We start from the raw sequence: 23,177 nt of genomic DNA on the forward strand, positions 1-23,177 counted from the left end.
ACGGCGAGGTTCCGAACGGTTATTGGACGAAGAACTCGCGGGATTTATATCCGCGGAGGGACGACCCACGGACGATATGGGACAGACAATTACGGAGAAGATTCTCGACGATCACCTCGTCGAAGGGGAGCTGAAACCCGGAGAGGAGATCGGCATCGAGATCGATCAGGTGCTGATGCAGGACACCACCGGGACGATGGTGTGGCTGCAGTTCGAGGCGCTCGACCTGGACGACGTTCAGACCGAACTCGCCGCGCAGTACTGCGACCACCAGACCTACCAGTTCGACTTTAAGAACACCGACGATCACCGCTTCCTTCGCTCTGCGGCCGGTACCTTCGGCGCACACTTCTCGCGCCCCGGCAACGGCATCTGCCACAACGTACACAAGGAGAACTTCGCCGCGCCGGGCAAGACGCTTCTCGGCTCCGACTCGCACACGCCGACGCCCGGCGGGCTCGGCCAGTTCGCGATCGGCGCGGGCGGACTCGACATCGCCGTCGCGATGGGCGGCGGCGCGTACTACGTCGAGATGCCCGAGGTCGTCAACGTCCGGCTCGAAGGCGAACTCCCCGAGTGGTCGACCGCGAAGGACGTCATCCTCGAGATGCTTCGCCGCCTCTCCGTGAAGGGCGGCGTCGGCAAGGTGTTCGAGTACACCGGCCCGGGCGTCGACTCGCTCACGGTTCCCGAGCGGACGACGATCACCAACATGGGGACGGAACTCGGCGCGACCTCGTCCATCTTCGGGACGGACGAGCAGACGAAGGACTACCTCGAACGGCAGGGTCGCGGCGACGAATACGTCGAGCTCTCGGCCGACGAGGACGCCGAGTACGCGGACGAGATCGTCATCGACCTCTCGGACCTCGAACCGCTCATCGCGCAGCCGTCGATGCCGGACAACGTCGTCCCCGTCCGCGAGGCCGCCGGCACGAGCGTCGATCAGGTCATGATCGGCTCCTGCACCAACGGCGGCTACGAGGACATCCTCCCGGGCGCGAAGATGCTCGAAGGCCGCGAGGTCGACAAGAAGACGGAGATGATCATCGCGCCCGGCTCGAAGCAGGCGTCCGAGATCCTCGCCCGGCAGGGCTGGACCGCAGAGCTGATGGCCGCCGGGGTCAACTTCTCCGAGGCGACCTGCGGCGCCTGCATCGGTATCGGCCACGTGCCCGCTTCGGACTCCGTCTCGCTGCGGACGTTCAACCGCAACTTCGAGGGTCGCTCCGGCATCGAGGACGACAACGTCTACCTCTGCTCGCCGGAGGTCGCCACGGCGGCGGCGATCAAAGGCGAGATCGTCGACCCGCGCGACCTCGCCGAGGAGCTCGGCGACCTCGACGCGCCCGGCGTCGAACTCCCCGACCGCTACGACGGCAGCAAGGCCGACCTCATCTCGCCGGACGAGGCCGTCGACGACTCGCTCATCAAGGGGCCGAACATCGGCGACGTGCCGCTGAAGGAGCCGCTCGAATCGCACCTCCAGGGCGAGGCGCTCCTGAAGATGACCGACAACATCACGACGGACCACATCATCCCGGCGACGTCGGACATCCTCAAGTTCCGCTCGAACGTGCCGAAGCTCTCGGAGTTTACGCTCTCGCGCGTCGACGAGACGTTCGCCCAGCGCGCGCTCGACGCCGACGGCGGCTTCCTCGTCGCGGGCGAGAACTACGGGCAGGGCTCCTCGCGCGAGCACGCGGCCCTCTGTCCGATGTACCTCGGCATCGAGGGCGTCCTCGCGCAGTCGTTCGCCCGCATCCACAAGGCGAACCTGTTCAACTTCGGCCTCGTGCCGCTCACGATCGACGAGGACACCTACGAGAAGATCGAGCAGGGCGACGACATCGAGATCGTCGACGACGTCGGCGAGGCCGTCCGCTCCGGCCAGGAGGAGTTCACCATCCGCGTGAACGACGACTGGGAGGCGGACGCCCGCCTCGACGCCTCCGAGCGCGAGCGCAAGATCCTCGCGGCCGGCGGCAAGCTCTCGTGGACCAAACAGCAGCACGAGGAGGACGCGAGCGGCGCGCAACCGGCTGACGACTGAGCGACGACCGCTCCGGTTCTCCGTTTTTTTCGACGACGTACGTGTAACGCATCCCTTACGTCCGGCCGTCGAACTTTTGCGGACCTGCCGCCTACCGGACTCCGTGACGACCGTTCCCACGGACTCCGAGGGGTTCGTTATTCGGCGGGCCGAGCGGGCGGACCTGCTTTCTGTGTTCCGCATCGAGAAGGCCTGCTTCCCCCAACCGTGGCCGTACGCGGCGTTCGAGCAGTTCGTCGGCGAGGCGGGGTTCATGGTGGCCGTCCGCGACGGCGAGGTCGTCGGCTACGTCGTCTCCGACACGGTGCCGAACTACGGCCGGGACATCGGTCACGTAAAGGACATCGCGGTTCGTGAGGACGCCCGCGGACGCGGCGTCGGCCGGCGGCTCCTCGAACGGGCGCTGACGGCGCTCGTCCTCGACGGCGCGGCGCTCGTCAAACTCGAGGTCAGGGAGGGGAATCGCCGGGCGCAGTCGCTGTACCGGGACGTCGGCTTCGAGCCGATGCGCCGCGTGCCGCGGTACTACGGCGACGGCGAGGCGGCGCTGATCATGGTGCTGGACGTCGCGGATCGGCGTCCCTCCGGTGGCGACCACCACCCAGACGAGTAGAGTGGTGCGTTTTTACTCGTCCGCGCCGAACCGCGGGTATGGGATACGCGTGCCCCGTTTGCGACACCCCCCAGCGGGACGGCAGACACCTCGCCGACCACCTGGCCTTCACGGCGTTGCTCCGCGGCGGGGACCACGAGTCGTGGCTCGACGAGCACGTGCCGGAGTGGGAGGGATCGACCCCGTCCGAACTCGCCGCCGAAGCGACGACGCTCGCCGACGAGGCCGCGTACGCGGAGGTGTTCGAGGACACCGTCGAGGGGCACGGTCACGACCGCGCGCACGTCGGTCGCGGCGGCGTCGACGCCGTCTCGGGCGAAGGCGCGTTCGCCCCGCCGGCGTCGCGGGGGCCGTCCCCGGCCGACGCCGAGACGCGGCGCGTGCTCGCGGAGGCGGAGGAACTCACCCGGCGGATGTTCGAGGACGACGGAGGCGACCCGGAGGAGGGAGGCGAGCGGAACGGCGACGAGGCGGGCGGCGACGATCCGAGCGCCGGCGACCCCGTCGAAGGGAAAGAGTCCTAACCCGTCGGTCGGAAGCCCGGGTATGGATACGGAGGGCGTGTTCTCCCCCGAGACGCTCGAAGAAGCCCGCGAGGCGTACGAGTGCGTCGGACCTGCCGCGCAGGTCGTCGTCCGCGAGACGGCCCGGGCGATGGCCTTCGACCGCGACGAGTACCGCGAGCGGGTGACGGGCGACGTGGTCGGGACGGCGCGCGACGCGCTCTTCGCCTCGCTCCTCCTCGTCCGCGTCGGCGACCGCGAGGAGTTCGAGGCGTGGTGTGAGCGACACCCCGACGCCGAGGTCGTGGAGGCGGGCAACGAGAACGTCGACCGGGTGGTCTGGCACGCCGCGCCCTTCGCCGGAACCGTCGTCGCGGCGTCGTTCCAGAACGAGCGCGGCGCGGCCGTCGCGACGCTCCGCAGGCAGGCGTTCGGACGGGTGTACCGCGAGCGGTTCTACGACGAGGAGTGAGGGCGACGAGTCGCCTCGACGGAGAACGTCGGAGAACAACGGGGCGCGGCGACCGCGCGCGAGCGAAACCGGTATGCACCCCACGTCCGAAGCTCCGGCGTGCGACGGATCACCCGCAACTTCCTGATCGGCCTCGCCCTCGTCGTCGTCGCCCTCCTCGCGCTCGGCGCGCTGCCGAGCTACCTCGGCTCCGGCGATCCGTACTACCTGACCGCGACGCCGACCGACGAGTCCGGCCCGGCGATCGACGTGACGAACGCCTCCGAGCGGCAGTACCCCTACCTGACCGAGGCGCTCGAATCGGACGACGGCCGCTCCGAGGGCTACCAGACCGGGCGGTTCGGCTTCAAGGAGACGTTCACCCACTCGCCGTTCGACGAGGTCGACGGGCTGCTCACGCAGAACCCCGACGCCCGCGTCGACGGTGCCGAGGGCGACGGTTCGTCGTCCGACGCCGTGCTGGTGGAGTATAAGGGCGAGCGCTACCGAGTCGAGGTCACGAGAGCATGAGCGACGACGCCACCCCCGCCGACGACCGCCGTCCGGACGACGTCTCCCGCCCGAACGACGGCCGCCGCCACGAACCGCTCGAAGAGCCCGAGTGGCCGGTGATCGAGTCCGCGGTCGAGTACGAGACGGGCTGGTTCGTCGGGGGCTACGACCTCGTCGAACAGCCCGACGGCGGCCGAAAGAAGTACTACTGGGCCGAACTCGCCACCGCGGTCGTCGTGGTCGCGGTGACCGACGGACGGGTGCTGTTCGTCGAGCAGTACCGCCCGACGATCCGCGAGACGCAGCTCGAACTCCCCGCCGGCATCGTCGAGGCGGGCGAGTCGTTCACGGCGGCGGGGACGCGCGAACTCCGCGAGGAGACGGGCTTCGAGGCGTCGAGCGCGTCGCTGCTGCAGGACGTGTGGTGCTCCACGGGCCTGCTCCGCCACCGCCGCGGGTACGTCTTCGCCGAGGGGCTGGAGCCGGCCGAGCGGTCGCTCGACGCCAACGAGTTCCTCACCCCCCGGGCCGTCTCCGTCGAGGAGGCGCTGGCGGTCGCCCGCGCGGAGCCGACCAACGACGCGACCGTCGAGGGGCTGTTGCTGGCGAGGGACGAGGGGTTGCTGTAGTCGCTCGCCGCCGAAAGGACGCGGGAGGCGTGACGAACGTTCGCCGCGGGCAGCCGCCGCGAAAACGCGCACAGCTATGCCGCCCGCGCCGGGACCTCCGGTATGGAAGACGCCGCGTGGTCGGTGCTCGAAACCGCGACGGAGTACGAGAACCGGTGGTTCACGGCCGGCTACGACCTCGTCCGCCGGCCGGACGGCGAGACGGCGCGTTACTACTGGATCGACCCCGCGGACTCGGTCGTCGTGGTCGCGGAAACCGAGGGGCGGGTGCTGCTCGTCGAACAGTACCGCCCGCGGCTCCGCGGGACGTTCGTCGAGTGTCCGGGCGGCGGCATCGACCCGGGCGAATCGCCCGTCGAGGCGGCCGCCCGCGAACTCCGCGAGGAGACCGGCTACGAGGCCGGTCGCGTCGACCTCCTCGCCAGCTACTACCCGTCGGGGTGGGAGCGCCACGAGCGACACGTCGCCTTCGCGACCGACCTCGAATCCGGCGATCCGGAACCCGACGGCGGCGAGTTCATCGCGGTTCGCGAACTCCCCGTCCCGGAGGCGTTCGAGGCTGTCCGCCGCGAGCCGATGAACGGGTGGGGGCTCCTGCCGCTCCTCGTCGCGCGGGACGCCGGGTTGCTGTAGCCGAGGGGCTTATCGGGGGCGACCGTCATGTGCTGGTATGGACGGCGAAATCTCCCCCGAGGAGGTCGAGGCGATGCTCGACGACGGGCGGCCGCCGCGGATCGTGGACATCCGGTCCCCGGCGGCGTTCGACCGCGAGCACATCCCCGGCAGCGAGAACATCCCGCTCGCGGAACTGCCGGACCGAATCGATTCGCTGGCGGGCGAAGAGCGCATCGTCACCGTCTGCCCGCACGGGCAGGCGAGCGTTCAGGCCGCCCGGCTGATCCAATCGTACGAGGGGACGAAGGACGCCCGCGTCGAGAGCATGCGCGGCGGGCTCACGGCGTGGGAGGGCGAGTTCGAGTCGGCCGCCGAAGCGGTCGAACGCGACGGCGGTCCGCGGTCTCCGTTCTGATCGGTTTCGCCGCCCCGGTCGATGCGGCTGTCGTCAGCTGACCCGCTGACCGACGAGCGGTGCGACCGCTCCGCTCACGTCGAGTCGACGTCCGGAAAAACCCGCTCGACGCGCGAGAATCGCGTAACGATCACGCGAGCAGGGCGAGCGTGACCTCGTCGGAGGCTGAGCGAGTCGACGAGATCACGCGACGTTGTAGCCCTTCTGGCGGAGGAAGTCCTCCACCCGGCCGGTGTGGTTCCCCTGGAGCTCGATGGAGTCGTCCTCGACCGTGCCGCCGCAGGCGAACTTCGACTTCAGGTCCGAGGAAAGGCTGTCCATGTCGACGTCTCTCGGATCGAACCCCTCGATGATCGTTACTTCCTTTCCGTAGCGGCGCTCGTCGATGCGGATGCTGATCTCCTGGGACTCCTTGGCCACGTCTTCGCAGACGCAGAGTTCCTGGGGCAGCCCGCACGTCGAGCAGACTTCCGACATTACGAATCGAACCTACACGATGGGGATATTAAACAGTATCGGGAACGCGGCCGCCCGTAGCGGGCGTTTCGACCGGCTGCCCGCCGCCGATTCGACGCTCCCCGCGCGACCGTCGGCGACGGCGTCAGCGACGAAGCCGTCCGAGCGGCGACGCCCGCTCGCGGACCATCGCGTTCACGTCGCCGATGGCCCGCTCGGCCTCGGCGCGAGTGATCCCGTCGCCGTACCGCGCCCGCTCGTAGATTCGCCCGACCCGCTCCGCGCGGGCGTCGAGGCCGGCGGACGAGAGCGACCGCAGGTAGGCCCGCGAGGTTTCACCCGGTCGGCGGGGGCGATAGCGCCCTTCGAGAAGGTGTTCGAGGCGGGCGTACGCGCGCTCGGCGTCCCGAGCGGGGTCGTCGCTCCCGCGCTGATACGCGAGCCAGGCGAGTCTGGACGCCCGGCGGACGGCGTTCGTCCGGCGCATCCCGGCGACGAGGCCGACGAGGAGCACCGCGCCGAGGCCGAGCGTCTCCCGCGACGGGAGCGTCGGCAGGCCGTCTCCGTCGCCCGATCCGCCGCCTCCGCCCCCGTCGCTTCCGTTGGGGCTGATGGCCGGCGTGCGGATGTCGGGGTCGTCGGACCCGTTCGTGTCGTTCGCGCCGTTTCCGTCCGGGTCGTCGCCGTTCGGGTCCGGGGTGTCCGTGTCCTCCGGCGGCTCGGTCGGCTCGGGCGTTTCGGTGTCCGACGGATCGGGGGTTTCCCCCTCGCGCCGGTCGTCTCGGCGCTCGCGCGTCTCCTCCGTGTCGACGCCGGGATCGCCGCTCTGGCGCGCCTCCTCCACCCGCGCGTCCGCCGCGCTCCGCCGCGGATCGGCGGGCGTCGGGTCGAACCGAACCCACCCGGCGTCCGGGAAGTACACCTCGACCCACGCGTGCGCGTTGGTACCGCGGACCACCCGCTCGTCGCCGGCGCGCTCGCCCGGCGTGTACCCGGTGACGAACCGCGCGGGGACGCCCTCGGAGCGGAGCATCACGACCATCGTCGTCGCGTAGTAGGTGCAGTAGCCGGCGTCCATCTCGAAGAGGAACTCGTCGGCGATCTCGCCGTCCGGTTCTTCGACGTTCAGCGAGTACTCCTTTTCCGACTCCAGGTGCTCCTCGATCGCGACCGCCTTGTCGTAGGCGTTGTCCTCGTCGCCGGCGACGTTCGCGGACCGCTCGCGGACGCGGTCGGACGTGCTGTCGGGAAGCTGGGTGTAGTCCCCCTCGACGCCGTCCGGGTAGTCGGTCCCGCTCCGCCGGAGCTGTTCCGCGGTGTACCGCGGGACCTCGCTCCGGACGGTGTAACTTTCGCCCGCTTGCAGGGACTGCCCCGCGAGCAGACCTCCCTCGCTCGTGACCCGCGCGCTGCTCGCCGCCGTCCCCTCGACGGCGACGGGCTTCCACGCCGCCGGGAGCGCTTCCATCTCCGTCTCCGCGGTGACCGTCTGTTTGAGTTCGCTCGAACTGCCGGGGGGATCCGAGAGCGGCCCCGAGTACGGCTCGGCGGTGTCGGTCCGAACCCAGCCTTCGCCGGTGTACCGGTCGTACGCCCCGGTCTGCCAGTACGCCGAGTCGTTGCTCTCGACGGTGAACCGGACCTCCGGGGACAGGCGGATGCTGCCGAGCACGTCGACCCGGTCGCCCGAGGAGACGACGTTCTCCTCGACCGTTCCGGGCTGCTCTCCCGACTCGGAAAGCAGCGGTCGGGCCGTTCCCCCGGGAACCACGGACACCACCGCTGAGAGGACGATCATCGCGGCGACGACGACCACCAGCGTGTCGAGCTGCGCGCGCACCCCTCCGCGAACGTTCAGCGTCTCGAACCCCAGCGCGGCGACGACGCCGACGACGCCGACGAGGGTGGTGAGGTTCCCGGCGTCGCCGGTCAGGACGAAAAACAGGAGCGCGACGCCGCCGACGGCGACGGCGGGTCCGTACCGCCCCCGAAGCGCGAAGGAGAGCGAGAGAAACACCGGCGCGGGGGCGATGGAGAGCGCCCACACGCCAGCGTTCGTCAGTCGGAGGACGGAAAGACCTGTCACGAGCGCCAGCGTGTCGGAGACCACCCGCCCGGCGGTGAAGAGCGCCCGGTTGCTCTCCGGGACGGAGAGGAAGTAATACGCCATTCCGGCGGCGACGATGCCCGTTCCGAGAAACAGCGTCGCCTTCGACGGGAGGGCGCGCCCGAGGAGCACCGCCGCCCCCGCGCTCGCGGCGACGACGAGGAGCAGCGTCTCGCTGCCGCCGACGACGTCCGTCACGTCGTAGAGCACGCTCACGTACGCGTACGTGAGGAGCGCGACTCCGATCATCGCCGGGTGGCCGAGGCCGCGCCACCTCGCGGGGGACCCCCCGTCACCGGTCGCGACGGTCGTCTCACCGGCCGTCTCGCCGCCCGTCGAGCCGCTCACGCGACCACCTCCGGCGCCCCCCCGTCGGTCGATCGACGATCCCGGAGCGCGGACCGGCCGCCACGAACGCGCTCGAACGACGTCGTCCGGTCGCCGACCGTGATCCGCGTCGCGCCGCGCTCGGCGCGGATCTCGACCTCGGCGTCCGCCGCGGCGGCGGACCCGCCCGCCGTGTACGCGCACCGTTCGAGGATCGTCGTCCGACCTCCCCGACCGGGTTCGACCGCGGTCCGGCCCTCCGGGAGGGAGAGCGTCACCGGAACGTCGGCGTCGAGCAGCGCGAGCGCGACGCTGGCCGCCGCCTCCGCCATCTCGTCGGCGCGATCGGGGGCCGAACTCGCCGCGACGGTCACGGACTCCGCCTCCGCCGTCGCGGTGAACTCCCGGCTCGTGAGTTCGTCGCGTCTGGCGGTCGTCTTCCAGTGGATGTCCCTGAGCGCGTCGCCGCGGACGTACTCGCGCAGTCGATCGAACTCGGTCCGCTCGGTTCGTTCGACGACGTCGCGGTCGGCGTACAGGTCGCGCAGGAGCCAGTCAGCCACGGGGGAGACGGCCGGATAGACGAGCACGCGGTCGGTCCCGGGGCAGGTCAAATCCGCCTCGAACAGCCCGAGGACGTCCCTCGCGGCGAGTCGAACGGGGCCGAACGCGCGCTCGCCGCGCGCCTCGTAGGTCGCCTCGTAGGTCACCGGCTCCGAGCCGACGGCCGCGCGGACCGTCGCGCCGGACGCCGACAGCCCCTCGCCGACCGCGTCCGAGACGGTCCCGACGAACGGCCGCTCGACGCCGTCGAACGCGAGCGTCACCTCGACCGTCTCGCCGACGAACCCCGTCGCGGGGACGCGCCGCGAGACGGTCGGCCGCGGGAGGAACGTCAGCTGCACCGCTCCGGCGACGAGGGCGACGAGTCCCGGCAGGACGACGGCGTTGAGCGAGCGCGCGCCGGACAGCGCGGCGAGGGCGAAACCGGCGACGCAGACGCCGACGACGGCCTTCCCTCGGCGCGTGAGCCTCATTCTACCGGGACGGATTCGAGCGCCTCGTCGACCATCGCCCGACCCCCGTCGGTGCCGCCGGCGATGATCCGGTGGCTCAGCACGCTTTCGGCCTCCATCTGCACGTCGTCCGGGAGGACGTACTCGCGCTCGTCGAGCACCGCTCGGGCCTGCGACGCCCGGAGCAGCGCGATGCTGCCGCGCGGGCTGACGCCGAGTTCCGCGCGCTCTCTGGTGTATCCGGCGAGGCGAGTCACGTACGATCGGACCGGCTCGGCGACCGCCACCTCGGCGACGGTCTTTCGCGCCCTCTTGAGGTCCTCGACCGTCGCGACGGGGTCGAGCGACTCGATCGGGTGGTCGCCGACGACCCGGCCGAGCATCTCCGTTTCGGCCCCCTCGTCGGGGTACCCGAGCTGGAGCTTCTTCATGAAGCGGTCGATCTCGGCGACCGGCAACTCGTACGTTCGGCCCACCTCGACGTCGTTCTGGGTCGCGATGACGGTGAAGGGATCGGGCAGCGGGCGCGTCACGCCGTCGACCGTGACCTGCGTCTCCTCCATCGCCTCCAGCAGCGCCGACTGCGTCTTCGGCGGCGCGCGGTTGATCTCGTCGCCGAGGAGGAGGTTCGTGAAGACGGGACCGGCCTGAAACTCGAACTCGCGCGTCTTCTGGTTGAAGACGCTCACGCCCGTCACGTCCGACGGCAGGAGGTCGGGCGTGAACTGCACGCGCTTGAACGAACAGTCGACGGAGCGGGCGATCGCCCGCGCGAGCATCGTCTTGCCGACGCCGGGCACGTCGTCGAGGAGCAGGTGGCCTCGCGCGAGGATCGCGACGAGGATGTGTTCGATCGTGTCGCGCTGGCCGACGATGACCCGCTCGACGTTCGCTGCGATTCGCTCCGTCAGCGCGGCCGCGTCCGCGACCGGCAGGGCTGTGCGTCCGCTGAATCCGGCGTCTGTGGTCTCCGCGTCAGTCATGGTCTTCGCTCGGGGACTCGTCTCGGTGTCTCGACGGCGAGCACGCGCCTCGCGTCCGTCCGTACCCTGACGTCGATGGTCCGTACGCACCTCTCACACGACACGTACCGCGGCGATCTACCTAACTCTGCCGGGCGGGAACGTATTGTCCTTCGTCATATTCTTCGTCGAGCGACCGTGTGCGCCCCGAAAGCGATTTCGTCGTCGATTCGAGAAACTCGTCCGCCGTAAAAATAAGAAATCAGACACCACTCGAAAACCGCGCCGGTCGCGGTTCCGGACGCTTATGCCCCTCCGTCGCCCCTGATTCGAACATGGCTACGGTGACCGGCCCGCCGGAGCGGATGACCGAGGTCCGCGACGAACTCACCCCGATGTTGAGTCAGTACTACGATCTCTGTGCGGCCTACGACGACTCCCTGCTTCTCTTTCAGGTCGGCGACTTCTACGAGGCGTTCTGCGAGGCGGCCGAGGAGACCGCTCGGGTCTGCGAGATCACGCTCACGAAGCGCGAGGACAGCACCGGCACCTACCCGATGGCGGGGATCCCGATCGACAACGCGGCGAAGTACATAGAGCGCCTGCTCGACGCGGGGTACCGGGTCGCCGTCGCGGAGCAGGTCGAAGACCCCGAGGAGGCCAGCGGGCTCGTCGACCGCGCCGTCACCCAGATCGTCACGCCGGGAACGGTCGTCGAGGACGAACTCCTGCGCGCCGGGTCGACGAACTACGTCGCGGCCCTGGCGTCCGACCCTGACGACGGCCGCGACGACGAGCACGTCGACGACCGCGCCGCGAGCGCCCACGCCGTCGCCGCCGTCGACGTCTCCACCGGCGAGTGTCTCGTCACGAGCGTCGGCGACCGCGACCGCCTCGCGGAGGAGGTAGAGCGCCTCCAACCGGCCGAACTCCTCCGCGCCCCCGAGATGGCCGACTTCCCCGTCGACGCGCTCGACGTCGACGCGATGGAGACCGACTACGACCCCGAGGCGTTCGCCCGAGACGTCGCGGGCGAGCGGGTCGCCGCGTACGCGCCGAATCCCGACGCGGTCGTCGAGAACGCGGCCGAACTCCGGGCGGTCGGCGCGGCGCTCGCGTACGCCGAGTACACGCAGGGCGGCGAGCGGCTGGCGTACGTCTCGCGGATCACGCGCTATGACCCCCGCGAGTCGCTGCGGCTCGACGCGACCGCCCTCCGGAGCCTCGAACTGTTCGAGACGCGGGGTCACGGCGCCGGCCGCGCGCTCGTCGACGTGCTCGACGACACCTCCTGCGCGCTCGGCCGACGCCTCCTCTCGCGGTGGCTCCGCCGCCCGCTCGTCGACCGCGATCGCATCGAGGCTCGCCACGACGCCGTCGAGGAGTTCGCGGCGCGCTCGCTCGTCCGCGAGGCGGTCCGCGACCACCTGACGGACGTGTACGACGTGGAGCGGCTCGTCGGCCGCGTCTCCCGCGGCCGGGCGAACGCCCGGGACCTCCGCGCGCTCAAGACCACGCTCGACGTGGTGCCGGACGTGAAGGCCGCGCTGGACGAGGTGGAGTCGGACGCCCTCCGCGACCTCCGCGGCGCGCTCGACGAGATGGCGGACGTGCGCGACCTGATCGGACGGGCGATCCGGCCGGAGCCGCCGATCGAGATCACCGAGGGCGATGTGATCCGCGAGGGGTTCGACGAGGAGCTCGACGGTCTGCGCGCGACCGAGCGCGAGGGCCGCGAGTGGGTCGCGGAGCTGGAGGAACGAGAGCGAGAGCGGACCGGCATCGACTCGCTCGACGTGGGCTACAACCAGGTCCACGGCTACTACATCGAGGTGACGAATCCCAACCTCGACGCCGTCCCCGACGACTACACCCGGCGGCAGACGCTGAAGAACTCGGAGCGCTTCTACACGCCCGAACTCAAGCGCCGAGAGGACGAGATCCTCGGGGCGGCCGAGCGCGCCGACGCGCTCGAATACGAGCTGTTCTGCGAGGTCCGCGCCGCCGTCGCCGACGAGGCGGAGCGCGTGCAGGCGCTCGCGGACGCGCTCGCCGCGCTCGACGTGCTCGCGACGCTCGCGGCCGTCGCCGTCGCCAACGACTACGCCCGGCCGGCGTTCGCCGAGGACGGGATCCGCGTCGAGGCCGGCCGCCACCCCGTAGTCGAGCGAACCCGGCCCTCGTTCGTTCCGAACGACGCCGACCTCGGTCCCGGGGAGGTCGCGATCATCACCGGCCCGAACATGAGCGGCAAGTCGACGTACATGCGCCAGATCGCCCTGATCGTCGTGCTCGCGCAGGCGGGGAGCTTCGTCCCCGCCGACGCCGCCAGCCTGCCGATCGTCGACCGGGTGTTCACCCGCGTCGGCGCGAGCGACGACATCGCGGGCGGGCAGTCGACCTTCATGCGCGAGATGAGCGAACTCACGGACATCCTCCACGGCGCGACCGAGGACTCGCTCGTCCTCCTCGACGAGGTCGGCCGGGGGACGAGCACGGCCGACGGCCTCGCCATCGCGCGGGCGACGTCGGAGTTCCTCCACGACGAGATCGGCGCGTACGCGCTCTTTGCGACCCACTACCACGAACTTACGGACCTCGCGGGAGAGCGCGAGCGGGTGCGGAACCTCCACTTCGCGGCGAGCGGCGACGGCGAGTCGGTGACGTTCCTCCACCGCGTCGACGAGGGCGCCTCGTCGTCCTCCTACGGCGTCGAGGTCGCCCGGATGGCGGGCGTCCCCGAGTCCGTGGTCGGCCGGTCGCGGGAACTCGTCGCGGCGCGGGAGGCGGCCGACGCGACGCGCTCGGCGGCGTCCGACGCGCGGACGCGCGACGCGCCGACCGCCGACGCGAGGTCCGCCGAGGCACCGACCGCCGACGCCACCCCTCCCGCCCCGCGAGACGCGCGTCAGACCACGCTGACGAACGGCTCCCGTCCGGCGGCCGACGACGGGGAGGAGACCGCCCGCGCCGGGGGCGAAACCGGCATCCCCGCTCGTGATCTACGGAGCACGGACGGCAAACACGACGGCGCGCTCGACCCGGCGAGGGCCGGCGAGCGCGCGGACGATCGCCTCGACGCCGACGCCCTCGCGTCGGTCGCGGCGGAGCTCCGGTCGCTCGACGTGGCGCGGACGACGCCGCTGGAGGCGCTCAACGCCCTGAACGAACTCAAACGGAGGCTCGATGACGGTTAGGAAACTCCCCCCCGACACGATAGAACGGATCGCCGCCGGCGAGGTGGTGACGCGCCCGGCGAGCGTCGTTCGCGAACTGGTGGAAAACAGCCTCGACGCGGGCGCGACGCGGATCGACGTCGCCGTCGACGGGGACGGGACGGAGCGCATCCGCGTCGTCGACGACGGTCGCGGGATGAGCGAGGCGGACGCCGAACTCGCGGTCGAACACCACACGACGAGCAAACTCGGGTCGAGCGCCGACGTGGAGCGCGTCGACACCCTCGGCTTCCGCGGCGAGGCGCTCCCGAGCATCGCCGCGGTGGCGACGCTCGACGTGACCACGAACGACGGCGGCGCGCGCGGGACGCGCCTCGTCGTCGCCGACGGTGAGACGTCGATCCGGGCCGCCGGCCGGGCGGTCGGCACGACCGTCGAGGTCCGGGACCTGTTCCACAACCGCCCCGCCCGGCGGAAGTCGCTCGCGTCCGCGAAGGCGGAGTTCGGGCGCGTAAGCGACGTCGTGACGCGGTACGCGCTCGTCCGACCCGACGTGCGCGTTTCGCTCTCGCACGACGGCCGCGAGGTGTTCGCCACGACCGGGTCCGGCCGCTACGAGGACGCGATCCTCGGCGTCTACGATCGCGTCGTCGCGGGGCGGAGCACGACGTTCGACTACCAGACGACCGCCGAACTGGACGGGCGCGACCGACCGATCCGCGCGGAGGGACTGCTCGTCTACCCGTCGATCACGCGCGCGGCGAAGGAGCACGTCTACGTCGCGGTCAACGGCCGGTCGGTCCGCGACGCCGGGGTGCGCCGGGCGACGCTCGCCGGCTACGGATCGCTCCTGCCGAGCGGTCGGTACCCCGTCGCGGTCGTCTCGGTGTCGCTCCCGCCCGGGGCGGTCGACGCGAACGTCCACCCCGCGAAGGACGAGGTGGCGTTCGTCGACGCCGACGCGGTCGAGGCGGCCGTGGAGTCGGCCGTCGCAGACGCGCTGACGACGGCCGACCTCAGGCGGAGCGCCGAGGTCGCGGTCGACCTCGACTCGTCGCTCGAAGCCGTCGAGGGCGACCCGCGCTTCGCGGACGTGACGGTCATCGGCCAGTACCGCGGGTCGTACCTCCTCTGCGAGGCGGACGAGGACCTGCTCGTGATCGACCAGCACGCGGCCCACGAGCGAATCAACTACGAGCGCCTCCGCGACGCGCTCGCCGGCGAGGCTGTCGGATCGCGCCCGGTCGATCCGCCCGCGACCGTCTCGCTCTCGCCGGCGGAGGCGGCCGCCGTCGACGACAACCGCGACGCGCTCTCGCGGCTCGGCTTCGAGGTGACGGCGTTCGGCGGCGGCACCTACCGGATCGAGGGCGTGCCCGCCCCGCTCGGCCGCGCCGCCGACGCGAGCGCCCTCCGCGACGCGATCGACGCGCTCCGGTCAGGCGAGGCTCCCGACGACGCCCGCGAAGAGTTGCTGAAGGACCTCGCCTGCCACCCGTCGCTGAAGGCCGGCGACCGCCTCGACGACGAGACGGCCGCGACCCTCGTCGAGCGCCTCGGCGCGTGCGAGCGCCCCTACGCCTGTCCGCACGGCCGGCCGACGATCCTCTCGTTCGGCGAGGAGACCTTCGTCCGCGGGTTCGAGCGCGAACACCGCCGGCTCGGGTGATCCCTCCTCCTCTCCCGCCCGCCCGTCCTCCCCCGCTCACCACTCCTTGCAGTCGCGGCAGACGTACCGCCCGCCGTCGAGCCACCGCCGCGCGGCCGACCCGCCGCAGGCGTCGCAGGTCGCGCCCGACGGCGACCACCGGAAGGTCGGCTCCGCGGCGTCGACGCCCGCGGTTCCGTCCGCCGCCGCGCGCGCGGCCGTCGCCGACGAGGCGGAGACGTCGGCGTCCGAGCGAGTCGATTCCGCGTCGGGATCGGCCGTCGAATCGGGCTCGGCGGCCGACTTCGACTCCGCCGCACCGCCGAGGAACTCGTCGAGCGACCGATCCTTGCTCATGCGTGAACCGTTACGTCCGGCGAACCTTAGCGGTGACGACGGCCGGCGGACGATCGGACGGCGGTCGTTGCGGAGATCTGTGGATTGAGCGACGGTCGTCGCGGAGGTATTTGGACTGAGCGGCGTTCGCCGCGAAGGTCTGTGGATTGAGCGACGGTCGTCGCGAAGGTCTGCCGACTGAAACCAACAGATGGCTCACAGAGACACTAGACACCAGTCCGAACCATTAGATGGTTCGACAGACGAGCGGGCGGATGCGGAGCGCCGGTCGCGCCCGGCCGACGCCGACGTTCCGCTCGCGCCCCGGATGATCAGGTAACCCGTCCGCGCGCCTCGACAACCATCAACGCACAAGTACCCCCCGGTCCAACGGCCGCGCATGGTCAGCCTGTTCGACTTCGTCGCGGACCTCCTCGGGAGCACCGTTCGGCTCGTCGTCATCTTCGCCACCGAGGTGCTGCCGAACGACCCCCTGTCGGCGATCGTCTTCCTGATCGGCGGCGCGCTGACGACGTTCTCGATCGCGTTCTTCGGCTACCTCGTCCTCGGCGCGGTCGGGGAACTCTTCGGCGGTCTCATGCCGTCGCCCGGTCGTACGCCGCCGCCGCGAGAGTAATCGCCGCTTCGAGGTCGGGGCCGAGCGGCGACCCGACCACGACGCTGTCCGCGTGCTCCAGCACCGCGGCCATCCGGTCGCCCACCTCCTCGACGGTGCCGGCCATGCAGAACGCGTCGACCATGGCGGGCGTCACGAGGTCGAACGCCTCGCGGAACGCACCGGCGCTGATTCGCTCGCCGATCTCCCCCGCGCGGTTGCGGTCGATCCCGTGGCGGTCGAGCACCGGCGGGGCCGCCCCCGCGGCGATGAACGCGACCGGCGGTCGGGCGGCCTCGCGGGCGGCCGCCGCGTCGTCGTCGACGCTCACGCTCGCGTAGGCGGCGAGGTCGAACGCGCCGAGGCCGTCGACGCGGTCCTCCCGCCCGATCTCGACCTGCTCGCGCGCCCACGCGAGGTCCGCGGGGTGCGAGCCGTTGAACAGCAGGCCCTCGGCGCGCTTCGCGGCCATCCGGCACATGTGCGGTCCCTCGCCGCCGACGTACACCGGGATCTCCCCCGGCGGCTCGTAGTTCAACCCCGCGTCGCGGGCGTCGAACGTTCCCTCGCGGGTGACGCGCTCGCCCCGCCAGAGCGTCCGCGCGGTCTCGAACGCCTCCAGCACCGGTCTGAGGCCCCGCTCGTCCGCCAGTCCGAGGTTTCGCAGGGTCGACGGGTCGCCGGGGCCGATCCCGAACACCGCGCGCCCCCCGGACGCCTCGTCGAGCGTCGCCACCTTCGAGGCCAGCGTCACCGGGTGCGTCTCGTAGGGGTTGGCGACGCCCGGCCCGAGGCGGATCTCGTCGGTCCGGGCGGCGACGAGCGAGAGGACGGCGAAGGGGTCGCGGTTGTTGTAGTGACAGCTCGAAAACAGCGCGTCGTAGCCGGCACCCTCCGCCGCGACGCCGAGGTCGACGAGGCGGGGGACGGGGTGCTCTGGCGTGATCTCGATCCCGAGCAGCCCTCCCCTTTCGTCGCCCTCGTCCCCTTCGGATCGCGCCCGCCCGCCCTCACCGCGGCTCATACGCCCACCCCCTGAGCGCCTGCCGGACGAAGTCGCTCTCCACGTCGCGGAAGTGCTCGTCGCTGCCGGCGTGGTCGCCGAACTCGAAGCCGCGGACGACGACGACGGGCGTCCCGCCGTCGCCCTCGCCGGCGACGAGGTTCGCGGCCGCCGCGAGTTCGTCGATCACGTTCTGGACGGTCACGCCCAGCTCCCGCCCGTCGCGGTCGGGTTCGCCCCGCCAGTCGCGGCTCGCGGGCGTCCCGGCCCAGCCGATCGCCACGCCGCGCTGGCCGTGGCGGAACGGCCGGCCGCAGGTGTCGGTGACGATCACCCGCTCCGCCGGAAGCTCCGCGCGGATCCGCTCCGCGCTCGCCGTCGGCCGCTTCGGGAGGAGCAGGAGGTCCGCGCCGGGGACGTTGGAGCGGTCGATGCCGGCGTTGACGCAGACGTGGCCGAACCGCGTCTCCGTGAGGAGGAAGGGCGCTTCGGTGACGATCTCGGTGCTCTCTTCGAGCACCGCCTGCGCGAACCGCGGGTCCTTCTCCTCGCCCGTCAGCGCCGAGAGGTTCGCGGCGATCTCGCGGGCGCGCGGCCCGGCGGGGAAGTCGTCGAGGTCGGCGAGCCGGCCCTCCGCCTTCGAGACGACGGTGCTCGCGACGCACACCACGTCGTCGGGGCGGAGGTCGACCCGGCCGCGGACGAGCGCCGCGATGTCGTCGCCGGGCTCCACCTCCGGGACGTCGGGTACGGCGAAAAGTTCCATGTCCGCGACTGGGCGCGGTCGATAAAAAAGGACGCCGGTGCTGGTGAATCGGGCCGGTATCGGCTCGGGACTCGATCCCTCCGACTACCGATCCGATTCCCGGTGGAGCGTCACGTCGACGCTCCCCTCCTCGACGGTCGCGGTCATCATCGTCGCCTCCTCGGCCGGGTCCACCCCGGTCGCGCTCCCGGGGTTCAGGATGCGGACGCCCTCGACGACGTCGTCCATCGGCTCGTGGGTGTGCCCCGCGACGCCGATCACCTGGTGGCCGCCCTGTTCTGCGACGGTCCCCGCGACCCGCCGCTCGTAGCCCGAGCGGTCGCCCGTCCCGTGGGTGACGACGAACTCCACGGCCCCGAACCCGACGGTGGCGATCTCGGGCAGGTCGAGCTCCGCCCCGTCGACGTTGCCGGCGACGGCGGTGAGGTTCCCGCCCGCCAGCTCCTCGACGGTCGACAGCGCCTCCGACGAGTCGAAATCGCCCGCGTGGATCGCGTGGTCGGCGGCCTCGACGCGCTCGCGGATCCACTCGGGGATTTCGGACGCTCGCGACGGGACGTGCGTGTCGCTGATGATCGCCAGATCCATGCCGGTGCGTGGGACGCGACCGCAAAAGCCGTTGTGCCCGCCCGCGTAGGCAGGACCGATCCGAACCGTGGCCCGCGCGCACGTCGTCACCGCCTTCCTCCGCCACCGCGGCGAGGTGCTCCTCGTCCGCCGGAGCGACGCGGTCGGCACCTACGCCGGCAAGTGGGGCGGCGTCTCCGGGTACGTCGAGGGCGACCCCGCCGACGCGCTCGCGGACGCTCGCCGCGAGACCGCCGAGGAGGTCGGCGTCCGGGACGCGACGCTCGTCCGGGCGGGCGATCCCCTCCCGGTCGACGACGGCGATCACGAGTGGATCGTCCACCCGTTCCTGTTCCGGGTCTCGACCCGCGGGGTGACGTTGAACGAGGAACTCGCGGACGCTGAGTGGGTTCAGCCCCCGGAGATCCTCTCGCGCGCGACGGTCCCGGCACTGTGGGAGGCCTACGAGCGGGTCGCTCCGACCGTCGAGACGGTTCGCGCGGACGAGGAACACGGCTCGGCGTACGTCTCGGTGCGCGCGCTCGAAGTACTGCGTGACCGCGCCGCGGTCGCGGCCGATTGGGACGAGGTCGCGGCGGTCGCCCGCGACCTGCGGGACGCCCGGCCGAGCATGGCCGCGCTCGGGAATCGGGTCAACCGCGCGATGGCGGAAGCGGACGAGGTCCCCGAGGCGGTGCTCGCGCGGGCGGCGGCGGCCGTGACGGAAGCGGTCGCGGCGGACGGGCGGGCAGCGGCGAACGCGGCCGAGATACTGACCGCGGGGGCGCCGGCCGCCGAGGTCCGAGACGGGACGGTCGGGACGGTCGTGACGCTCTCGCGCTCGGGGACGGTGACGGACGCGCTCCTGCGGGCCGACCCGTCCGCCGTCGTCGTCGCCGAGTCGCGGCCGGCGCGCGAAGGGGTGGGCGTCGCCGAGGAACTCGCCGACGAGGGAATCGACGCGACGCTGACGACGGACGCGGCGATCCCGTACGTCCTCGCCGAGGAGGGCGCGGACGCCGCACTCGTCGGGGCCGACGCGGTGCTGTCGGACGGGAGCGTCGTCAACAAGGTCGGTACGAGGGCGCTCGGCCTCGCGGCGGCGCGAGAGGGCGTCCCCCTGTACGTCGTCGCCGCCCGCGACAAGGTGTCGCCGGACGACGCCTTTCGGACCGAGTTCGGCGACCCGGCTGACGTGTCCGACGGGCCGACAAACGGGGAACGCGTCGCGGATCGATCCGCCCGAGTGGACGTGCTGAACCCGATCTTCGACCGGACGGACGCCGATCTCGTGACCGGGATCGTCACCGAGGACGGCGCGCTCGACGCCGAGGGAGTCCGGACGGTGGCGGCGGAACACCGGCGGTCGGCCGAGTGGGACGACGAGGGGACTAACGGATTTAGAACGATTTGATCCCGAGACTGTTCACCCCTCGCAGTAAGGAGACGCTGGCACATCTCACCCGGTGCGCTCGCAAAGACATTGATATCCCTGTGCAGAGTGCCCGACGACAAACGCGTGGACCTCCGACGCGAGTGCGTACATCTTCTCCGCACGCTCGGCGGCCGCAAGTCCGTCCTGATAGTACGTCTTTGCCCGGTGGTTTCGCCACAGGTCCGACAGATCCTCGGCGACGGACGCGGCGAAGATGCCCACCGACGCCGCCTCGCGATACACGCCGGGGTGCGTTCCGGGAAGATCACTCGGTTGCGTCGTCCCCCGTTCTAACAGTCGAAACTCGATGGTTCGCTCGATCGCGACGAACGACGTCTCGATGACGAGTGTGTAGTGACCTTCGTCGAGTAACGTCTCACCGCCGTCGAGCAACCGACACGCCTTCCGCAGCTGCAAGAGGGCTGCATCCTCCACGTCGAGTCCCGATTCGATTTCGGCGGGCCGACGATCGAACGCGGCTTGCACGTCGTCGATGAGCGTCTCGATGCTCCTACTACTCATCGGCAAGAACCTCCTTGCGGATCGACTGAAGACGCTCCGTTCCGTGGACGGTGATCCCCTCCTCGAAGATCTCCCGAAGTTTTCCGCCGGCTCGGCGCGCGCTGTCAGCCGATTCGACGTACGCCTCGAAGTCGAAGCGATCCCCGTCGAACCGACGATCGCTGAGATGGCTTACGACGCCCGTAACGCGCCTTCGAGCGGTCGTTCTGTCGCCGGCGACGACGACGAACAAGTCGATATCGCTCCGTCTGTCGGCTTCCCCGCGAGCGACGCTACCGAACAGGACGATACCGAGGAGTTTCTCGACGTCCTCGCTCTCCGCGAGGGCCTCACGAACCTCCGCGACGAACGCCTGCACGGGTTCTTGGAACTCCGGCTGATCGATTGCGAGTATCGGGTCGTCCTTCTGGAGCCTCGACGGGTCGATAGAGACGTAGTTACGCTGTGGCGTCTCACGGATGCGAACCGCTCCGAGGCGGTCGAGTAGTTCGACGGCCCGCCAAGCCGTAGAACGAGCGACGCCTGTCGCGTCGCCGAGTTCAGCGATCGTGAACTCCGTCTCGTGTGCGTCGGCGATGAGTCTGAGAACGTCGTCCGCAGCACCGATTTTGAAGATCTCCGCGTCGTCGCCAGAGCCGACGTCGATGCAAACTTTTATACCTCGATCTTTCTCATCGGACATTGTCTGATTAGACGAAACAAGGGATAAATATTCGTCGGTCGGACGGTCAGCGGTCGACTTCTGAGGCGGCGAATCGTCCCCGACCGAAGAGTCCATCGGGAAGTGTTACGAAAGTGCTTTTTGACACGCAGGGATAGATGGTCACGGTGGCGATGAGGAGAGTTACCCCCTCTGAGCCCCTCGTGATGAGGGATTTCACCGAGCCACCACTCACGGAACGTCGCGGCTGCGACTCTACTGGCCGCTATCTCCTCGTCGGAGATCCCTCGTTGCAAAGGTCTTCCCCGAGCCGCCCGCCTCGAAAGATTGAATCGGCGATGCGAGGAGAGTGGCCACCATGGAACTCTCGCGGATCGTCGTCCACGACTCGGTCGACCTCGTCTTCCCGCCCGCGGCGCTGTGCGACGGCCTCTCCGACCTCGACGTGCCGGTCGAACCCGGCGGCGACCCGGATCTCGGCGACGGCGACGCCGTCGTCGCCTTCGGCCCGCACCCGTCGTTTCTCGACGCCGACTGGGTCCACTGCATCCGCGCCGGCTTCGACGAGTTCGACCTCGACGCCTACGAGTCCGCGGGCGTCGCGCTGACCAACAGCACCGGCATCCACGACGCCTCGGTCGGCGAGACGGTCGCCGGGATGATGCTCGCGTTCGCCCGGCGGTTGCACGTCTATCGGGACGCGCAGGACGAGCGCGAGTGGACGAGCGAGCCCTACGAGGCACCGTTCACGCTGGAGGGGGAGCGCGTCTGCGTCGTCGGCCTGGGCACGCTCGGGCGCGGCATCGCCGCCCGCGCCTCGGCGCTCGGGATGGACGTCGTCGGCGTCCGTCGCTCGGGCGACCCGGTTCCCGGCGTTCGCGAGGTGTTCACGCCGGACCGACTCCGCGAGGCCGTCTCGGGGGCGCGATTCGTCGCGCTGGCGACGCCGTTGAACGACGCGACGGAGGGTCTCCTTGGCGCGGCCGAGTTCGACGCGATGCGCGAGGACGCCTACCTGCTCAACGTCTCCCGCGGGTCGGTCGTCGACGAGGCGGCGCTGATCGGGGCGCTCGACGCGGGCGACGTCGCGGGCGCGGGGCTCGACGTGTTCGAAACCGAGCCGCTGCCCGAGGACTCGCCGCTCTGGGGCTTCGAAGAGGTGATCGTCACGCCCCACTCCGCGGCGATGACGAACGCCTACCACCGGGACGTCGCGGGATTGGTCCGGGAGAACGTCGACCGACTCCGCGAGGGACGGGAGATGACGAACCGGGTGGCGTGACTCGCCCGGGTTGCGCGGCTGGCGACGCGTTCAGGGTCCTTCCTCGGTCGCCTCGCGGTACCGGATGAGTTCGTCCACGAACAGGAGCTTCAGCGCCATGGTGCCGGCGGTGCAGACGGCCGTCGTGACGGGCTTCTGTTTGTAGGCCGCGTACAGTCCGTAGCAGAAGACCGGGATGGCTGCCGCGTTGAGCACCTGCGGAAAGCCGAATCCCATCACGCTCCTGCCCTCGGCGAGCCAGTGCTCCTCGGCCTTCACGCCCCGGTACATCCAGTCGTCCGACTCCCCTTCCGGCGGCCGGAAGAGCACCGGATTCACCGCGACGTAGAGGATCGTGAGCCTGAGCAGGAGCGGCTTTCTGGCGTAGAGAGCGAGGACGAGGACGGGGTAGGAAAGCAGTCGCGTCCACCCGCTCTTGGGGTTCGAGTGGCGGTCCCAGAAATCGTCGGTCGGGATCGTCGGTTTCGGCGTCTTCGTCGGCATCGTCTCTCGGACGTAGGTTCGC

Annotated in this window: 24 protein-coding genes; 13 read left to right on the top strand and 11 right to left on the bottom strand. The window is 70.7% G+C overall.

From position 1 onward, the window contains the following. The first annotated feature begins 76 nt into the window (after nt 1–76). The 8 genes from C3L37_RS00315 (at nt 77) to C3L37_RS00350 (ending at nt 5,792) form a co-directional block, all read left to right on the top strand. A complete protein-coding gene (locus C3L37_RS00315) occupies nt 77–2,053 on the top strand; it encodes an aconitate hydratase (RefSeq protein WP_129112639.1) in 1,977 nt (658 codons plus the stop codon). 103 nt (nt 2,054–2,156) lie between these two features. Beyond that, a complete protein-coding gene (gene rimI / locus C3L37_RS00320; protein ID WP_129112640.1) occupies nt 2,157–2,666 on the top strand; it encodes a ribosomal protein S18-alanine N-acetyltransferase in 510 nt (169 codons plus the stop codon). A 38-nt stretch (nt 2,667–2,704) separates the two neighbouring features. Next, complete coding sequence (locus C3L37_RS00325; RefSeq protein ID WP_129112641.1) at nt 2,705–3,190, top strand: DUF5810 domain-containing protein; 486 nt, start codon at nt 2,705–2,707, stop codon at nt 3,188–3,190. Between the two features lie 22 nt (nt 3,191–3,212). Next, nucleotides 3,213–3,641, top strand: a complete 429-nt coding sequence (locus tag C3L37_RS00330) for a DUF5809 family protein (protein ID WP_129112642.1) — start codon at nt 3,213–3,215, stop codon at nt 3,639–3,641. Nucleotides 3,642–3,740: 99 nt separating this feature from the next. Further along, nucleotides 3,741–4,151 (top strand): hypothetical protein, encoded by a 411-nt coding sequence (locus C3L37_RS00335; RefSeq protein ID WP_129112643.1) that lies wholly within the window; start codon nt 3,741–3,743, stop codon nt 4,149–4,151. Then, nucleotides 4,148–4,762, top strand: a complete 615-nt coding sequence (locus C3L37_RS00340; protein WP_129112644.1) for an NUDIX hydrolase — start codon at nt 4,148–4,150, stop codon at nt 4,760–4,762. Before C3L37_RS00335 ends, C3L37_RS00340 begins: the two co-directional genes overlap by 4 nt. Before the next feature lie 102 nt (nt 4,763–4,864). After that, a complete protein-coding gene (locus C3L37_RS00345) occupies nt 4,865–5,395 on the top strand; it encodes an NUDIX hydrolase (RefSeq protein WP_129112645.1) in 531 nt (176 codons plus the stop codon). A gap of 37 nt (nt 5,396–5,432) precedes the next feature. Next, complete coding sequence (locus C3L37_RS00350) at nt 5,433–5,792, top strand: rhodanese-like domain-containing protein (protein ID WP_129112646.1); 360 nt, start codon at nt 5,433–5,435, stop codon at nt 5,790–5,792. 183 nt (nt 5,793–5,975) lie between these two features. Here the strand turns inward: C3L37_RS00350 and yciH are convergent, their stop codons facing one another. From yciH to C3L37_RS00370, 4 genes are all read right to left on the bottom strand, one after another. Next, nucleotides 5,976–6,269 (bottom strand): stress response translation initiation inhibitor YciH, encoded by a 294-nt coding sequence (gene yciH, locus C3L37_RS00355; RefSeq protein ID WP_129112647.1) that lies wholly within the window; start codon nt 6,267–6,269, stop codon nt 5,976–5,978. Between the two features lie 124 nt (nt 6,270–6,393). Beyond that, complete coding sequence (locus C3L37_RS00360; RefSeq protein ID WP_228546059.1) at nt 6,394–8,703, bottom strand: transglutaminase TgpA family protein; 2,310 nt, start codon at nt 8,701–8,703, stop codon at nt 6,394–6,396. Continuing rightward, nucleotides 8,700–9,719: a DUF58 domain-containing protein gene (locus tag C3L37_RS00365; RefSeq protein ID WP_129112648.1), complete on the bottom strand. Its 1,020-nt coding sequence runs from the start codon at nt 9,717–9,719 to the stop codon at nt 8,700–8,702. Before C3L37_RS00365 ends, C3L37_RS00360 begins: the two co-directional genes overlap by 4 nt. Continuing rightward, a complete protein-coding gene (locus tag C3L37_RS00370) occupies nt 9,716–10,681 on the bottom strand; it encodes an AAA family ATPase (RefSeq protein ID WP_129112649.1) in 966 nt (321 codons plus the stop codon). Before C3L37_RS00370 ends, C3L37_RS00365 begins: the two co-directional genes overlap by 4 nt. 314 nt (nt 10,682–10,995) lie before the next feature. Between C3L37_RS00370 and mutS the strand changes: the two genes are divergently transcribed. Together mutS and mutL are read left to right on the top strand one after the other, a co-directional pair. Continuing rightward, nucleotides 10,996–13,857, top strand: a complete 2,862-nt coding sequence (gene mutS, locus C3L37_RS00375; protein WP_129112650.1) for a DNA mismatch repair protein MutS — start codon at nt 10,996–10,998, stop codon at nt 13,855–13,857. Further along, the gene (gene mutL / locus C3L37_RS00380; protein ID WP_129112651.1) at nt 13,847–15,505 is read left to right on the top strand and encodes a DNA mismatch repair endonuclease MutL; all 1,659 of its coding nucleotides are present in this window, start codon (nt 13,847–13,849) and stop codon (nt 15,503–15,505) included. Before mutS ends, mutL begins: the two co-directional genes overlap by 11 nt. Nucleotides 15,506–15,541: 36 nt before the next feature. Here the strand turns inward: mutL and C3L37_RS00385 are convergent, their stop codons facing one another. Further along, the gene (locus tag C3L37_RS00385) at nt 15,542–15,841 is read right to left on the bottom strand and encodes a DUF7573 domain-containing protein (protein ID WP_164974622.1); all 300 of its coding nucleotides are present in this window, start codon (nt 15,839–15,841) and stop codon (nt 15,542–15,544) included. 379 nt (nt 15,842–16,220) lie between these two features. Here C3L37_RS00385 and C3L37_RS00390 point away from each other — a divergent pair, with 379 nt between their 5' ends. Beyond that, nucleotides 16,221–16,457 carry a hypothetical protein gene (locus tag C3L37_RS00390; protein ID WP_129112653.1) on the top strand — a complete coding sequence of 79 codons (237 nt, stop codon included), beginning with the start codon at nt 16,221–16,223 and terminating at the stop codon, nt 16,455–16,457. On the opposite strand, the gene C3L37_RS00395 is transcribed toward C3L37_RS00390, so the two are convergent. The 3 genes from C3L37_RS00395 to C3L37_RS00405 form a co-directional block, all read right to left on the bottom strand. Continuing rightward, nucleotides 16,417–17,397 carry a 5,10-methylenetetrahydromethanopterin reductase gene (locus C3L37_RS00395; RefSeq protein ID WP_129113370.1) on the bottom strand — a complete coding sequence of 327 codons (981 nt, stop codon included), beginning with the start codon at nt 17,395–17,397 and terminating at the stop codon, nt 16,417–16,419. The two genes, C3L37_RS00390 and C3L37_RS00395, sit on opposite strands and share 41 nt — an antisense overlap. 49 nt (nt 17,398–17,446) lie before the next feature. After that, nucleotides 17,447–18,205, bottom strand: coding sequence for a coenzyme F420-0:L-glutamate ligase (locus C3L37_RS00400; protein ID WP_129112654.1), 759 nt, complete (start codon nt 18,203–18,205; stop codon nt 17,447–17,449). Between the two features lie 84 nt (nt 18,206–18,289). Continuing rightward, nucleotides 18,290–18,793, bottom strand: a complete 504-nt coding sequence (locus tag C3L37_RS00405) for a metallophosphoesterase family protein (protein ID WP_129113371.1) — start codon at nt 18,791–18,793, stop codon at nt 18,290–18,292. A 67-nt stretch (nt 18,794–18,860) separates the two neighbouring features. Here C3L37_RS00405 and C3L37_RS00410 point away from each other — a divergent pair, with 67 nt between their 5' ends. Beyond that, nucleotides 18,861–20,186: an NUDIX domain-containing protein gene (locus C3L37_RS00410; protein ID WP_129112655.1), complete on the top strand. Its 1,326-nt coding sequence runs from the start codon at nt 18,861–18,863 to the stop codon at nt 20,184–20,186. Nucleotides 20,187–20,231: 45 nt separating this feature from the next. On the opposite strand, the gene C3L37_RS00415 is transcribed toward C3L37_RS00410, so the two are convergent. Then, on the bottom strand, nt 20,232–20,729 hold the full coding sequence (locus C3L37_RS00415) for a hypothetical protein (RefSeq protein WP_129112656.1): 498 nt from the start codon (nt 20,727–20,729) through the stop codon (nt 20,232–20,234). Continuing rightward, entirely contained in the window at nt 20,722–21,411 is a 690-nt protein-coding gene (locus tag C3L37_RS00420; RefSeq protein WP_129112657.1) for a nucleotidyltransferase domain-containing protein, read from the bottom strand. Before C3L37_RS00420 ends, C3L37_RS00415 begins: the two co-directional genes overlap by 8 nt. Before the next feature lie 337 nt (nt 21,412–21,748). Here C3L37_RS00420 and ddh point away from each other — a divergent pair, with 337 nt between their 5' ends. Continuing rightward, nucleotides 21,749–22,672: a D-2-hydroxyacid dehydrogenase gene (ddh, locus tag C3L37_RS00425; protein ID WP_129112658.1), complete on the top strand. Its 924-nt coding sequence runs from the start codon at nt 21,749–21,751 to the stop codon at nt 22,670–22,672. A gap of 30 nt (nt 22,673–22,702) precedes the next feature. Here the strand turns inward: ddh and C3L37_RS00430 are convergent, their stop codons facing one another. Then, entirely contained in the window at nt 22,703–23,155 is a 453-nt protein-coding gene (locus C3L37_RS00430; RefSeq protein WP_129112659.1) for a DUF6653 family protein, read from the bottom strand. Between the last annotated feature and the right edge of the window lie 22 nt (nt 23,156–23,177).

The sequence above is a fragment of the Halegenticoccus tardaugens genome (genome assembly GCF_004116405.1).
GTDB classification, from domain to species: domain Archaea; phylum Halobacteriota; class Halobacteria; order Halobacteriales; family Haloferacaceae; genus Halegenticoccus; species Halegenticoccus tardaugens.